The 16,617-nt window shown below is 45.9% G+C and carries 10 protein-coding genes; 4 read left to right on the forward strand and 6 right to left on the reverse strand.

Annotation, left to right across the window (positions count from 1 at the left end):
* Window positions 1-174: 174 nt before the first annotated feature.
* The 4 genes from LA360_RS16525 to LA360_RS16540 form a co-directional block, all read right to left on the reverse strand.
* The gene (locus LA360_RS16525; protein WP_022200840.1) at window positions 175-3,825 is read right to left on the reverse strand and encodes a hypothetical protein; all 3,651 of its coding nucleotides are present in this window, start codon (window positions 3,823-3,825) and stop codon (window positions 175-177) included.
* 61 nt (window positions 3,826-3,886) lie between these two features.
* A complete protein-coding gene (rlmD, locus tag LA360_RS16530) occupies window positions 3,887-5,380 on the reverse strand; it encodes a 23S rRNA (uracil(1939)-C(5))-methyltransferase RlmD (protein WP_022200841.1) in 1,494 nt (497 codons plus the stop codon).
* Window positions 5,381-5,632: 252 nt separating this feature from the next.
* Window positions 5,633-6,577, reverse strand: coding sequence for a 3'-5' exoribonuclease YhaM family protein (locus LA360_RS16535; RefSeq protein ID WP_022200842.1), 945 nt, complete (start codon window positions 6,575-6,577; stop codon window positions 5,633-5,635).
* Window positions 6,578-6,881: 304 nt separating this feature from the next.
* Entirely contained in the window at window positions 6,882-8,222 is a 1,341-nt protein-coding gene (locus LA360_RS16540) for a S1C family serine protease (RefSeq protein ID WP_022200843.1), read from the reverse strand.
* A gap of 189 nt (window positions 8,223-8,411) precedes the next feature.
* Between LA360_RS16540 and LA360_RS16545 the strand changes: the two genes are divergently transcribed.
* From LA360_RS16545 to LA360_RS16560, 4 genes are all read left to right on the forward strand, one after another.
* Window positions 8,412-10,850, forward strand: a complete 2,439-nt coding sequence (locus LA360_RS16545; protein ID WP_057572205.1) for an endonuclease MutS2 — start codon at window positions 8,412-8,414, stop codon at window positions 10,848-10,850.
* A gap of 27 nt (window positions 10,851-10,877) precedes the next feature.
* The gene (locus LA360_RS16550; protein ID WP_002566867.1) at window positions 10,878-11,588 is read left to right on the forward strand and encodes a response regulator transcription factor; all 711 of its coding nucleotides are present in this window, start codon (window positions 10,878-10,880) and stop codon (window positions 11,586-11,588) included.
* On the forward strand, window positions 11,585-12,991 hold the full coding sequence (locus tag LA360_RS16555) for a HAMP domain-containing sensor histidine kinase (RefSeq protein ID WP_057572206.1): 1,407 nt from the start codon (window positions 11,585-11,587) through the stop codon (window positions 12,989-12,991). The genes LA360_RS16550 and LA360_RS16555 overlap by 4 nt, the downstream gene beginning before the upstream one ends.
* Window positions 12,992-13,156: 165 nt before the next feature.
* On the forward strand, window positions 13,157-14,197 hold the full coding sequence (locus LA360_RS16560; protein WP_022202580.1) for a hypothetical protein: 1,041 nt from the start codon (window positions 13,157-13,159) through the stop codon (window positions 14,195-14,197).
* 133 nt (window positions 14,198-14,330) lie between these two features.
* Here the strand turns inward: LA360_RS16560 and LA360_RS16565 are convergent, their stop codons facing one another.
* A complete protein-coding gene (locus LA360_RS16565; protein ID WP_022202581.1) occupies window positions 14,331-15,275 on the reverse strand; it encodes an ROK family glucokinase in 945 nt (314 codons plus the stop codon).
* Between the two features lie 34 nt (window positions 15,276-15,309).
* Window positions 15,310-16,599 (reverse strand): DUF5711 family protein, encoded by a 1,290-nt coding sequence (locus LA360_RS16570; RefSeq protein WP_022202582.1) that lies wholly within the window; start codon window positions 16,597-16,599, stop codon window positions 15,310-15,312.
* Between the last annotated feature and the right edge of the window lie 18 nt (window positions 16,600-16,617).

Here is a 16,617-nt window from a genome sequence, read left to right on the forward strand (position 1 = left end):
TTATATCCGTATGTACTTAAAATAAATTCAACATCAGCCGTTGTTGTTCTTGATTTCGAACCAATAACGATTTCACCTGTTAAATCATTCGCTACATTTGAAAATGAAAGTTCATAGTATGAACATATATTATCTTTAGTAACTCGATATTTCAATTCACCTAATTCAAAATTATTATTTTTGTAAGCTACCTTGCTCTATTATCTTTATTTTCTCATCAATCACAAAATCATCAAATTTAAGATTTCTAATCGCTTTAACCGTATTTTTTCTTAACATATCTATTTGTTTTTCAGGTGCTTGTAGTAGTAATAATGGTAATACTACAGAATCCATATAAGCTAAATTATTTTTTTCCTGAACTAAATAAAAGGTGTGTTTTAACAATGCAAAATCCGTATCCTCATTAATGATAATTCCCAAAATCTTCTTATATTCATAATAATAACTTTTTCCGACCTCGTCATAGAAATCTTCACGAATTTCATCACTTATCTGTTGGCAGAAAGCAACTGCAGTATCTATATTCTTTTTATATACTTCATAAATATGAATGGAAAAAATCATCAATTCACGAACAATCCAGAAAAACTCTCCTCTGGTTTCCGCTTCTGGACGTTCCTGTTTTTCATGTTCATTACCCAGAATATATATCAATTTATCTAATTCATGATTCTCTAAAAATTTGAATTGCAAGTAAGAATCTATTCTATACATGTATTCCATATTTTTAGACCAAAAATCCCTCTTACGTGTCATCATATGAAAGAAATCCATACCCAAGGCACTCAGTCTATATTTATCTGCAAACTTTGCACATAAAAGGCATAGTAATTCACGTTTTTCGGGATTCCAATATGGTATTATTTCATTTTCCTTAACATCGTTCCAAAACATACGAAGCTTAGGTCTCGAATAATCACTGCCATCTGCCAACTTGTCTGGTACACGATTATTCAACAAATCTCCATATATATATCCCAAAGCATGCATCATTTTCGTTAGAATACAATCTAATGGAATACTATCTTCAACATCATATTGACATATTAACCGTTTTATGAATTCAAGGAATTCTTTTATATATAACTCTATTAATCCTATAGTATATAGCTTCATCCAGTATTCCGCTTCCATTTTTTCCTTTATTAAGGGATATTCTTCCTGTGGTTGTATTTTGGCAGCTATAAGCAGCATGCATTCATATACCTGCTGTATTTCTGATACGTCATCTGCATCTAAGATATTCAAATACATAAGACAGGAATCAATCATAATTGGTCCCGTTACATTCATGACAACCTGTGGAAGTAATTTCATTTCCCATTGGAATGCTTTACGTTCTAATTTTTCATCCTTATTATCATGCGCAATACGAGCCATTTCATCAATAATCTCCGCAAAAAACACAGGGTTGCTCTCTATTATATATTTTTTAGAATAATATAATTTTTTTACCCCCTCGTAATCCTGAGACACATGCAAACAATACATATTTGAATGAAGAATACTCTTCCACAAAGTTGGATATGAATCAACCTTAATTCTTTTAAAAAAACAATCTAATTGATTGATAAATCTTTTTTGGTCTTTACAACTCTTACGAACCTTCTCCAACATACATTGAAAAAGTGCATCTATATTCTCAATCTGTTCCAGTTCCATCCACTGCTTATTACTAAAGTATTGTTCAGAAATTTTAAAGTAACTCTCCAATTGCTCAATTGAATCTATATTAAGCATCAGCATCTCATTATAAACAGAAAATGCTGATTTATTCATTAAAGAATCTGGAATTAAATTTTCTATTTGTTCTTGATTTAGTTGAAAAATTTCATCATCATAAATATTGTTGCCCTTGCATTGCTTCATATAATTTTCAAAGAAAATCAAGGATATATTGAGATTAATCATTGCAAGCTTAATACCAAATAAAATAATTACAGTCCATACTTTATTATCTTCTTGCGCATACTTCCATATTTTTTCCAATCTATCATTTAGATCTGCTACTTCTCCATCAGTTTTCCAGACTATAAAATATAGTTGTACTACTCTTAACAAACATTTCATAAATAGCGACATTTTTTCAGGCAATGGTGTTTCCTTCCAAAAAGATTCTACCTGTATAGAATAGTTTTTTACTTCCTGTTCTATCATTTCTTCCATTAATTGTATGCAAAACCAACCCATAGAATCAAAATCTTCTAGTCTGTAGAAATAGGATATCAAATTCGAGATGTCTAGCGGTTCTAATACTTGTTTTTTCAGATTTTGTATCATATATTGATCAATACTGTTTTTTTCTTCTATCTGTAATTGTTCTTCAGCATAAGATTCCAATATATTATTGGAGCAATAATAATCATCTCCCTCAAGATAAATCCATCTGTTTTTCAGCTTTTCGAGACACTTATCGCTATCTTCAACTTCTTCCGGTATAGATGCAATCTGCGCAACCCACGCTTTATTAACACGTCTATTTATATAAAGCATTCGATAATAGAGTCTTCTCGTTTGTTCATCATCTATCGCTTCAATAAACATTAATTTCATTTGTTCTTCTATCGACACAGTCTTCCTTGAAATAACTGTCAGGAATACTTCATCATCAATTTTCCATCCATTCCTCTCCATCCGATACACCACTTCCATGACAACAGGCGGCAAAGAGCCACACACCTCTATAAAGCTCTCATACCCTCTAGTTTTCAGCAAATTGTCTGGCGCTCCATGTTTTTTCATTATTTCAGTAATTTCTTCTTTATCAAGTCCCTTTAATTCGATAGATATAATTTCTTCTTTATTGATATATCCCCTTATATAATCTTCAAGATTTTCATATCCACTAGAAATTAATTTACAGTTTACTTTCTTGCATTCTTTTAAGATCTGCAAACATTTATCCTTAACTTCGATATTCGCGATATTAGGAATCCCATCTAAAATTAAAACACTACCATCTTGCAAATTCAATTCCTGTACATTTATGTTAATGAATTCTTTTTCCTTAACTGTAATCCACAAATATGTAGATAGTTTTTCTGCAATACGTATTAACGTTTGAGTTTTTCCTGTAAACATTTTTCCGTAAATATGAATCCATGCATATTTTTTTAATTTTGATGTTATACCTTTTACATATAGATTCTTTTCACTACCATCAAAGTACTTAAATGGTTGCGTCCCTACTATACTATTTTTTTGTACTGTTATTTGTATCCTATTTAAACTATCACTTCCCATAGTATTTTGTTGCATATGTTGCTCATGTTCATGTAAAGCACGAATAATATTCTGTTCACTTTTTTGTACGTCAGCTTTTGATGCCATAGATGCTTTTACACTATTAAACTCACTTTTCATATCCTGGTGCAATAGATTTGCTAAGGCTATACTCTCTGAACCCAGAAAAGAATGCGAAATAAAATTACAGATATCTTCAATTTTACTATAAAATTCACGAATATCTGCATTTTCCATAACGCCAATTGTTTTTCCACGCTCTTTCAGATATTCTGCTGTATTTTGACATAGTTTATAAATTAATTCATCAGATGTCATTTTAAGTGCACTATCACCCTGAAAGACATACTGAAAGATTTGTTCGATTGGTTTCATATTTTTTAAATAGGATTGCATTGCATCTGTATCAAAAATCCTACTTTGTTCTTGCATTCTTGCTAATTCTCTACTGACACTCTGTTTTGCATTTTCTTTTATCTGTTTGAGTTTTTTGGATTCTAAATTTATTCCCTTACCAACTACATCATATATGATAGAAGAAAATATATTAATAACTACAGAAACAATTAATCCATTCATATTATTATTTCCTCCTAATATCTATTAATCAATTTTATGCACCTACTTTATAGAACCAAGCCTATTTTCGACATAATTCCACGCAGACTTCACAGTGCACCGTCCCCGGAAACATATCACAACACCTCCCCCTCTCCACCACATACCCCCCATCTGCCAAATACCTCAAATCCCTGGCCAGCGTAGCCGAGTCGCAGCTGACATAAACCACCCGTTCCGGTCTCATTTTAAGTATGGTATCCAGACAAACCGCATCGCATCCTTTTCTTGGTGGGTCCACCACAATCACGTCCGCCTGGACATGATTCTTTTCAAACTGTTCCGGCAGTACTTCCTCGGCCTTTCCCACAAAAAACTCTGCATTATCAATACCGTTTATCTCTGCATTTCTCCTGGCATCCTCTATGGCCTGGGGTACAATCTCCACGCCATATACTTTCTTAGCCTTCTGTGCCAGGAATAATGAAATAGTGCCGATTCCGCAATACAAATCCCAAACAATCTCATTCCCCGTAAGTCCGGCATACTCCAGCGCTGTCCCATAAAGCCGTTCTGTCTGAACAGGATTCACCTGATAAAATGAAAGTGGCGATATCTGATATTTCACATTTCCAATATAATCTGTTATAAATCCAGGGCCATATAGATTCACAATCTCCTTCCCCATAATTACATTCGTTCTTTCCTGATTCACGCTATAAGAAATACTGGCCATACCTTTAATTCCATTCCTGTTTACATGCCTGTTTGATATATACCCTTTTGCTTCATTCTCACTTGTCTCCTGCTCTTTTACTTCCAGCCCCTTTGTTCCCTGCTCACTTACTCCCTGTCCCTTTCTATCCTTCCCATCCCCACCGGTCAGCATCTCCACCAAACGCTCCTTTCCGGGAAGCTTTTTACCATTTATCACCAGACATACCATTATTTCACCTGTCTTAAATCCCTTCCGAATCAGGACATGCCTCACCAATCCCTTATGTGAAATCTCATCATAGGGCTCAATCTTCATTTCCCTCATAAACTGCTTTACAATATCCAGAATCTCCCTGTTTTCCTCAACTCCCAGCAGGCAGTCCTCTGCTTCAACAATGGCATGTGTCCGCCCTGCATAGAATCCGGCAATTACATTTCCGTCCTTATCCTTTCCAAAGGGGAACTGGGCCTTGTTCCTGTATCTCCAGGGCTCCTCCATCCCCATGATAGGAAGCATATGAATCTCATCCTCAGCAAATTTGCCTATACGAACCAGATTATTCATCACCTTCCGCTCTTTAAATTTCAGCTGTTCTTCATAACTCATGGCCTGAAGCTGACAGCCACCACATTGCCTTGCTACCGGACATGACGGAATGACACGGGAAACTGACGGTTCCAGAACTTCCATGAGCCTGGCAAATCCATATGATTTCTTTATCTTCATGGCCTTTGCCCGCACCACATCGCCAATCACCGCATCCTTGACAAACCAGATGTAGCCATCCACTTTTCCCACGCCTGCTCCGTCCTCATTCATATCCTCTATTGTCACAATAAATTCCTGATTCTTTTCCATACAATTCACCTATCCTGTCATTCAATTATTATTATGAGCGATTATTGCTCTCCATTATTTCATCCTGTTATCTTATCCTGTTATTTCATCCCATCCGCCCACCAACACACTTCTTCCATCCCCGCCCCATTATCACAAAAGGCCGAAAACACACTGGTCAAGGACACATCCTGCAATCCCGTACCCAAACTAAATGTTTTCAGCCTTATATATTCGGTCCCGTTATTTCTCTTTATTATCCAACCTCAACGCCTATTCCGTTGTCTTCCTGATATTAGACTCCAGCAGCCGGTTGTACCCCAGCCATCCTTTATTCTCCCCGCCGGACTGCAGCGCCTCTATCATGGTCTCCATCTTGGCATCTGTGTTATCGGCAAAGTTAAGGGCCAATGCCTCCAAAAGCGCCGGCTTCTTGGGTGAGCCGTACTCTAATTCCCCGTGATGGGCCAGAATACAGTGTTTAAGCTCTGTAGCCAGCTTCTCCGGAAATCCCGGTATAGAGCGGATACTTTCACCCACCATCTCAGTACCGATGATAATATGGCCCAGAAGCTGTCCATCGTCAGTATAATCATTCTCCGGAAAGCGTGAAAGTTCCCTGGTCTTACCAATATCGTGGAAGATAGCAGCTGTCAGCAGCAAATCACGATTAATCATCGGGTAATATCCGGCATAGTAATCACACAGCTTTGTCACGCTGAGCGTGTGTTCCAACAGGCCGCCCACGAATCCGTGATGCACGGTCTTGGCTGCGGAATGGAACTGGAACGCTTTCGCAAAAGCCGCGTTCTCCACAAAATAGCCGCACAGCAGCTTCTGAAGATAGGGATTCTTCACACTTCTTATGTATCCCAGCAGCTCCTCATACATTTTCTTTATATCCTTCTTTGACATCGGCAGGTAATCCGCCTCCACATACTCTCCCTCCTGGGCCCTGCGAATCCGGCGCACATTCAGCTGGAAGGAGTTCTGGAACAGAGTCACATCCGCCTCTACACGAACGTAATCCATGGTCTCAAATTCCCCGACTCCCGGAGAACCCAAATCCCATATCTTGGCGTCAATGGTACCTGTCTTGTCCTGCATTACCAGATTGCCGTATTCCTTGCCATTCTTCGTGAGGGCAATCTGCTTGTTCTTGCACAGGTACACATCTGCAATGTGCATACCTTCCCTGAAGGTGCCGATATATCTCATGTTCAATTTTCCTCTTCTTTCTATATTTATAAACCTATTTTATAAACCTACTTTAAAAACCTAATTATTACCCTATCTATACGCCTGGCAGTCCATACCGCCATCCATACCGCTATCTGTCATCCGTCCAACGCATTCCACTCCCTGACAGCAACGCAGCCAGGCGGTTAACACTGCCTGGCCCCTCTGCCTGACTTCTTACGCTGCCTGACGTAAACTGCCGCCTGTCCACAGCCGCCGCCGGGTACCAAACTCTCCGGCTATCATCTTTCCCCGGTTCCAGTTCCTTCCAAAACCCCAGCCGCTACCTGGCTCCAACCGTCACTGAAAACTCAATTTCCTTATATTCATCCTTACCGTTTCTCAGGACCGCCACCTTAATCTTATCTCCTGCGTGCAAGCTTTCCACCTGGTTCTGGAAATCCTTCAGGCTTCCCACCTTCTCGCCGTTCATCCATGTGATGATATCCCCTGGCTGTATGCCTGCGTTATATGCGGGGCCGTCTGTCACTGCCGCTATCACATAGATACCGGAAGGCATTCCGCTGTCCGCCATGGCCTGGCTTACTTCCTGTCCCTTAATGCCGAAATACGGAGCCGGAATACCGTTGCTCATCATCTCCAATATGCCTTTATAATCAGATATGGCCACCACCGTGGTCATCCTGCACACGCCATCCTCGTCGTACTTGTCCGTGACCCATCCGATGAGCTCACCCGAAGTGTTCAGCAGAAATGTCCCCGCCTCCGCGTCTCCGCTGGCGCTGGTATAGAACACCCTGGAGCTGCCGTCCACCGTATGGACATTGCGCGCCACATAGGATATATTTCCATAATCGCTGGAGTGGACAATACCTGCCGGCGCGCCGATGGCCACCACCATGTCGCCCTGCTTTACCCCGTAAGAGTTGCCCAGATTGATGGCCTCCACCTTCTTAAACTGCTCGCTGTCCATCTGGGCCGCGTCCACGCTTACCACGGACAGTCCCATAATGGTATCGCTCTGCTTCACTATTCCGGCCATCATGGTTCCGTCCGGGAACGCCACCTCAATGGAATCAGCTGCCTCCACGGCCTTGTCCGGCGTGAGAACCAGAATCTCAGTGCGGGTCCTGGCTATGACCACTCCGGAGAACTGTCCTGATGTCTCGATGGGATTGTCAAACCAGTCTTTTTCATGCTGAATGGAATGGACCACCACCAGACTGTCATCCGCGTCACTGGCAATGGTGCGCAGGTTGCTGTACAGTTTATTCAAATCATCAATGGAATAACGGTATTTCTCCATCTCGGAGCGTACCATCTCATCCACTGCCTCGGTCATGGCCGGTTCTGTGGGCTCAGTCTCCATCACCACAGGTGCCGTGGTTTCCGGTTCATCCTTTGGTATGGTAATCTGGCTGCTCTCCTCAGGAGTCTCCTGACCTAAAATTCTCTCAGCCACAGGTCTGCTCACAACAAAACAAATGGCCGACAACACGCCAAACAGAACGGCACAAAAAATGGTCAACAGGATTTTCCGGGCAATCTGCCGTCTGGTCATGGGCTGCCGGATAATCTTCTCATTAATAAAACGATGAGACTTGTCCGGAGTCTGCTCCTGCCGGTCTAAATCTCTATGCTGGTCAGCACGTTTATCCGCCATAGTACTCCTCCTTGCGAAGACTCTTATCCTCTATTATACGTTTCTTCCCAGTATTATGCAAGATTTTATATATGAAAAGATAGTAAAAAAGATAGTAAATATCGATTTTTATGGTATAATTTAAATGTCGGCTTTTGGGAAAAAGTCCTTTTAAATCCAGCATTTTTACGGAAATCACAGGTGAAATCAATGAATCAGAAAGCGTTAAAAACTTTAGAATATGATAAAATCATAAACCAGCTCACAGAATATGCGGCTTCTCCTCTCGGGAAAGCCCTCTGCCAGAGCCTCTCCCCTTCCTCTGATTTGGAAGAGGTGCGCACCTGGCAGGCACAGACTACGGATGCAGTGACACGGATCCGTCTTAAAGGTTCCGTGTCATTTTCAGGTATCAGGGATATCGGAGATTCCCTGAAGCGCCTGGATATCGGCAGTTCCTTAAGCATACCCGAACTGCTCTCCATAAGCTCTCTCCTGACCGTGGCAGCCAGAGCCAAGGCCTACGGACGTCATGACGCAGACGAGGACGGAAGGGGAAGCGGCGAATCCCAGGATGACTTCGACTCTCTTGAGCCCCTGTTCGCGGGTCTGGAGCCCCTGACTCCTCTGAACAACGAAATCAAACGCTGCATCCTCTCTGAGGACGAGGTTGCGGATGATGCCAGTCCGGGATTATCCCATGTGCGCCGTTCCATGAAGGTGACGGCCGACCGCATCCACACCCAGCTGAACTCCATCCTCAACTCCTGCCGTTCCTATCTTCAGGACGCGGTTATCACCATGAGGGACGGGCGTTACTGCCTGCCTGTAAAGTCAGAGTACAAAAACCAGGTATCGGGAATGGTTCACGACCAGTCAGCCACGGGTTCCACCCTTTTCATCGAGCCCATGGCCATCATCAGGCTGAACAATGAGATGCGGGAACTGGAGATACAGGAGCAAAAGGAAATTGAAGCGGTTTTGGCCTCCCTGAGCAACCAGGCGGCTCCCTATACAGAGGAGCTTCGTATGGACATGGAGCTGCTGGCGCAGCTGGACTTTATTTTTGCCAAGGCCGGCCTGGCCCGCCATTATAAATGCAGCGCGCCTGTGTTCAATGACAAAGGCTATATCCATATCAAGGACGGGCGCCATCCCCTTTTGAACCCCCAGTCCGTTGTCCCTATCAACGTATGGCTGGGCAGGGAGTTCGACCTGCTGATTGTAACCGGCCCAAATACGGGCGGCAAAACCGTGTCCTTAAAAACAGTGGGCCTGTTTACCCTTATGGGACAGTCCGGGCTTCACATCCCTGCGTGGGAGGGGTCGGAGCTGGCTGTGTTTGACCAGGTATTCGCGGACATTGGGGATGAACAGAGCATTGAACAGAGCTTAAGTACCTTTTCCGCCCATATGACTAATATTGTGCGCATTTTAAATGAAGCCGATTCCCGGTCTCTCTGTCTTTTTGACGAGCTGGGCGCGGGTACGGACCCCACAGAGGGAGCGGCCCTGGCCATTGCCATCCTTTCCTTCCTGCACAACATGAAGTGCCGCACCATGGCCACCACCCATTACAGCGAACTGAAGGTATTTGCTCTCAGCACGCCCGGAGTGGAAAACGCATGCTGCGAATTCAATGTGGAAACTCTGCAGCCCACGTACCGGTTACTCATCGGTATTCCCGGCAAGAGCAATGCCTTTGCCATTTCCCAGAAGCTGGGGCTGCCCGGATATATCATTGACGACGCAAAATCCCATCTGGAGGCCAAGGATGAGTCCTTCGAGGACCTGTTAACCAGTCTGGAATCCAGCCGGCTGACCATTGAGAAGGAACAGGCTGAAATCAACGCTTATAAGGATGAGATTGCCTCCTTAAAAACCCGCCTGACCCAGAAGGAAGAGCGTCTGGACGAGCGCAAGGACAAGATTCTAAAAAATGCCACCGAGGAAGCCCAGCGCATCCTTCGGGAAGCCAAGGAAACAGCGGACCAGACCATAAAGCAGATTAACAAGCTGGCCGCCAGCTCAGGCGTGGGCAAGGAACTGGAAGCTGAACGTGCCAGACTCAGGGACCAGCTGAAGAAAACAAATGAGAAGCTGGCTGTGAAACCCAAGGGACCCAGCCAGCCCATTTCACCAAAGAAACTGAAAATAGGAGACGGCGTCAAAGTTCTGTCCATGAACCTTAAAGGCACTGTAAGCACGCTTCCCAATGCCAGGGGCGATTTATATGTCCAGATGGGTATTCTCCGCTCCCTGGTGAATATCCGTGACTTGGAGCTTCTGAATGAAAAGGACATAAGCGCCACACTGGGCGACGGAAGCTCCATAAGCTATGGCGGAAAGACTGCCAGGGGCAAGGGAAGCGGCAGCAGCCAGATTAAGATGTCCAAATCCTCCACCGTGTCCGCTGAAGTCAACCTCATAGGTATGACAGTGGACGAGGCAGTGCCTGCCATGGAAAAATATCTGGACGACGCCTATCTGGCCCATCTCCAGACAGTGCGCGTGGTCCATGGCCGGGGAACCGGAGCCCTTAAGAACGCGGTGCACAAGCGCCTGCGTCAGCTCAAATATGTAAAGGAATTCCGTCTGGGCCAGTTTGGTGAAGGCGATTCAGGCGTAACCGTTGTGACATTTAAGTAGAAATCAGCAGCAAGGAGGAACTATAGCATGGCAGAGAAGCAGAGGATTCTGATTGTGGATGATGATGCAAATATTGCAGAATTAATCTCCCTCTACCTGATGAAAGAGTGTTATGAGACAATGATTGTGGGGGACGGCGAGGAAGCCCTTAAGGTATTTCCGGAATTCAAGCCCAACCTGGTACTGCTGGACCTGATGCTTCCCGGTATAGACGGTTATCAGGTCTGCAGGGAGCTGCGCGCTTCCTCCCAGGTACCGGTCATAATGTTGTCCGCTAAGGGAGAGATTTTCGACAAGGTACTGGGACTGGAGCTGGGGGCTGATGATTATATGATAAAACCCTTTGATTCCAAGGAACTGGTAGCCCGCGTCAAGGCAGTGCTGCGCCGTTACCAGGCAGCCCCGGCCCCGGCTCCATCGTCCACCGAGCAGCAGGGCGAATACGTGGAGTACCCGGACCTGATTGTGAACCTTACCAATTATTCCGTAATCTATATGGGCCACTCCGTGGAAATGCCGCCAAAGGAGCTGGAGCTTCTGTATTTTCTGGCGGCTTCCCCCAACCAGGTATTTACCAGGGAACAGCTTCTGGACCATATCTGGGGCTATGAATACATTGGGGATACACGCACCGTGGATGTACATATCAAGCGTCTGCGGGAAAAGATAAAGGATCACAACAGCTGGGCCATCACCACGGTCTGGGGAATAGGCTATAAATTCGAGGTGAAACGATGACCCGTTCTCTTTATTCCAAATTCATACTGGGATATCTGATTTTCGGTCTGCTGGGCTTTATCGCCATTGCCACATTTTCATCAAAAATGACCCGTGACTATCTGGTCCAGAGTAAGGCGGACGCGCTGTATGACGAGGCAAATATCATCGCCTCGTCATGCAGCACCATGTATCAGGGAAAACGGCTGGATTCCGAGGAGGTTTCCACCCAGATACGGGCCTTGTCCCACTACCTGAAGGCCGAGATATGGGTGGTCAACCGTCAGGGCACCGTGGTTATGGACAGCCTGGGCGGTTCGCGGGTCCAGTCCTCCATAGACGGTTTTGACCCGGCATCCATCGGGAACCGGTCCTATACCATAGGGGATTACTATGGGATGTTTAACGGAAACGTGCTCAGTGTGTCAGCTCCCATCACAGGGAATTACAACACCTACGGCTACGTGCTGATTCACCTTCCCATCAGCGAAATCAACCAGTCCCAGAACGGCATCTTAAGCATACTTTACATCACATCCGCTGTCCTGTTCGGCCTGTCCCTTATTATCCTTCTGGTATTCACGCAGACCGTGTATCTGCCCCTTCGCAAGATTACAGTGGGCGCCAATGAATACGCGGCCGGTAACCTGGATTACCGAATCAATGTCAAAACCCACGATGAGATGGGTTATCTCTCCGACACCCTGAATTATATGTCCGACGAGCTGAATAAGATGGAGGAATACCAGAAGAATTTCATAGCCAATGTATCCCATGATTTCCGCTCTCCCCTGACTTCCATCAAGGGCTATCTGGAAGCCATTCTGGACGGCACCATACCGGCTGAGATGTATGAAAAATACCTGTCCAGGGTCATATCCGAGACAGAGCGCCTTCACAAGCTGACAGAAAGCATGCTTACCCTGAACTCTCTGGATGCCAAGGGCTATCTCTCCAGGACCAATTTTGATATCAACCGTGTTATAAAGGATACGGCGGCCTCCTTTGAGGGCACCTGCGAGTCTAAGAACGTAAGCTTTGATCTTACCTTCTCGGATGACATCCAGATGGTTTTTGCCGACCTTGGAAAAATACAGCAGGTCATGTACAATCTCATTGACAATGCCATCAAGTTCAGCCACCACGATTCCACCATCTACATCCAGGCATCGGGACGGTATGAAAAGATATTTGTATCGGTCAAGGACACAGGCATCGGCATACCCAAGGACAGCTTAAAGAAAATCTGGGAACGTTTTTACAAGACCGACCTGTCCCGGGGCAAGGACAAGAAGGGCACCGGCCTGGGCCTGTCCATAGTAAAGGAAATCATACAGGCACACGGCGAAAACATTGACGTGGTCAGCACAGAAGGCGTGGGAACCGAGTTCATTTTTTCACTGCCCCGTTCCACCAGCCTTTAGATAATGCCTGCACGACCGGATTATCCGCACTGCCGGGAATGTTTACCAATATAAAAATGTTTTATAATATCGTAAGATATTTACCAGAAAATTGTGATATAGTTATATTGTGGAGAGATATACGATTCATTCCAATATGATTAGAAAAAGAAAGGACAGGCAGACATGATTACATGGAAAAAAGTGGGCACCGCATTGTTAGTTGCCTCTCTTATTTCTTCCGTCCTGGCTCCTGCAGCCATGGCGGCAAGCAAGAAGAAGGTGGGCAAGATTTACCTTACCATTGACTCTGACATACGTACCGGACGTGATGGGGGAGACGTGGAGGTCACTGCTACCGGAGACAATACCAGTCTTTATTATGTAGACTCCTGGGAGGTCACCAATGATGACGGAGACACCTGGAGCAGCTCCAAGCCGCCTCAGGTAGACATCATCCTGGGTGTGGAGGATGAGGAAGAATACTATTTTTCCAACACCTCTTCCAGCAACTTCAAGCTGACCTTAGGTTCCTCCAGCAAATACCGATTTGATAAGATTAAATTTGTAAACGCCAAGCGCAAGGACAGCAACGCCACCCTTATCCTTACAGTCCAGCTGGTATTTGACAAGGACGCGGATACCAGCGCGGCAGCTGCCCCGTCCAACCTTCAGTGGGATTCCGCTCACAACGGAAACGGTTCCTGGAACGAGGTTTCAAGCGCCAAATATTATCAGACCCAGCTCATTAAAAACGGAGCTGCCATAGGTGAAATCAAGGACATCTATAACACCTCCTATAATTTCAAGGACCAGATTACGGCGCCCGGCTCCTATCAGTTTAAGGTCCGCTCCGTGAAGTCCAGCAACAGCGCCAAGAGCAGCTGGAACACATCCGGCTCATGGACAGTAAGCGAAGCAGATATCGCTGCCCTGGGCAATACTGTCACGGATAATTCCCAGCCGGCGGCAGGCACCTGGCAGACAGCAGCGGACGGCCGCTGGTGGTACAGCAATGCGGACGGATCCTACCCGGTTTCCAGCTGGCAGCAGATTGACGGCCAGTGGTACTATTTTGACGCGGAGGGATATATGGCCACAGGATGGATTGAACTGGATGGTAAGAGTTATTACCTGGATCCTTCCACCGGAGCCATGTATGCCAATACACGCACGCCTGATAACTGCTGGGTCGATGAATCCGGCGTATGGATTCCCGGAATGTAGCTGACCGGGTGTTTACAGGGGAAAGATACGTTACAGTTAAAAAATTCCTTTATCAGACAAACAGGGAGCAGGCACATCGAGACAAACGTGCCTGCTCCTTATTAATTTACTAATCACCCCTGCAGTATCAGTCCTACAGTACCAGCCTTGCGGCCCCGTATATACCTGCGTCATTTCCCAGGGTGGCAAGTCCCAGCTTCCCCTTGTATTTGGATATGGGGGTAAAATAATCATAATGCTTCTGGACAACATCAATCAGGAACTGTCCTGCCTTGGATACGCCTCCGCCTATAACGAAAATTTCCGGGTCAACTATCATGACGGCCATGGATAAAGCCAGTCCCAGGTAGCGTCCCACCACATCCATCACTTCATTGGCCAGCTCATCCCCTGCCTTGGCCGCGTCCAGCACATCCTTGGCTGTGACGTTCCCGCCATGCTCCCGCAGAACCGAGGGCTTATCGCTGGCTTCCATCTTCCTTCTGGCCTCCCTGGCAATGCCTGTGGCCGAACAAATCTGCTCCACGCAGCCCACTCCGCCGCAGTTGCAGTGCTCCCATTCCTCATCCCTTACGTGGATGTGGCCAATCTCACCGCCAAGGCCGTGACGGCCGGCAATGATTTTCTCATCAATAATGACACCGCCACCCACACCGGTTCCCAGGGTAATCATGACCAAATCCTTATATCCCTTGCCTCCGCCCTGCCACATCTCTCCCAGGGCGGCCACGTTGGCGTCATTTCCGCTCTTTACAGTGGCTCCGTCCAGCAGATTGCTGAGCTCCTCCTGGGGATTCATCCGGCGCCACCCCAGGTTCACACATACCTCCACGAATCCATCCGGCATAACCGGCCCGGGAACTCCCAGCCCGATTCCGGCCAGGTCCGTCTTAAGGCTCAGGCCCATTTCCTCCATCTTATCACGGATGGACCGAGCCACATCAGGAAGGATATACTTTCCGCCCTCCTCTTTACGGGTCCTTACTTCCCACTTGTCCAAAAGCTCTCCCGTAATCTCAAAAAGTCCGATTTTTACCGAAGTTCCTCCGACATCTACTCCGATACATTTCATCCCCATGGTATCTATACTTCCTTTCGCTTTTATTCCTGCATCACTGCAGCTTAATTTCCGTCATTTTCTGCGGTCCCATGACAAGAAGGGTTCCCGGGAACCTTCCTGCGGATACCTTGCTGACCGTAAAGTCAAATGTTCCGTTGTATTTCTCCGTACCTGTCATGTTGTAAACCTTGCAGGAACTGTCATTATACAAAAGAATCAAATCACCGTCAATATCAAAACCGGTATACTGGTAGTTAAAGGACTTTTCAAAAACAGGGCTTCCCTCCCTGTCATAAATCCTCAGTCTGTACGGATCTCCGCCTTCCACATTATCCGTAACAATGCCAACCTTGTCCTGAGCATAGCTGATGCTTCTTATATTCTCCTCTATGGGAATCTGGCTCACCAGCTCCGGCGATGTTTCCACCCTGGTTGAAAAGAACTGTATTCCCTTATCCGCGAATATGACGGAATGGCTCTCATCCAGAAACCTGACCCTGCCCGCCATGGCATCTCCCAGGTCTTTGGGAAAGAATATACCCACAACACGGTTGGGATCATTCTTGCCCAGTCCGAAATTGTAAAACACAATCTTGCATTTTATCATACCCTGGTCCAGATACATATAGGATGTGATAAGCTGCGTGCCATTGGGCGAAAGACTTAAGTCCACCGGATACCCGTCACCTGACAGCAGAGACTTCACCATGATGTCCAGAGGGCTTCCATCCCTTTTATATAAATAGATATAGCTCGCCTTGGAATCCTCCTGAAGGGCGGCCACCACGCCCTTGGCAGACACCGTGACCCTCAATATGGGCAGCAGCGTGGTAGCCTGCCCCTGGGTCCCGTTTTGATCGCATATGTAGATGCTGTTGCCCTGCTGGTCGCCAATAGCCGCAAAATCGCCGTTGACCGATACAACGGGAGACCTCATTTCATAGCTCTGTACCCATACCACCTTGCCCTTGGCGTCCAGATAGGCAGCCCCGTCCTTTGTATATTTGAGAACTCCGTCCCCAAAATCTCTGTACCCGCAGAAGCTTCCTTCACCCTGGGCAGCGGCTTCCTGGGCCTCAGCCACCAGATCCCGCTCCCAAACCGTCTGATAATCCGTAAAGGTGTGGTAGCGTTCATAGCGGGACAGCACCAGGGCTGCTATGGCTGCCAGGGCAGCAAGCACTGCCAGAATAATCAGGCGCTTCCTGACTACGCGCCGATGCGCCTTGTGCACGATTTCCCGGCTGTCCTCCTCTTCCTGGAAGGGACTGCCGGAAGGTACGATTTGACGTTTCAGCTGCTTTTTTTTATTTTCACGGCTCATTGAATTGGTACTGCCCATCCTGCGTTCTCCCAAAAT

This window comes from Enterocloster clostridioformis, from assembly GCF_020297485.1.
In the GTDB taxonomy this organism is placed as follows: domain Bacteria; phylum Bacillota; class Clostridia; order Lachnospirales; family Lachnospiraceae; genus Enterocloster; species Enterocloster clostridioformis.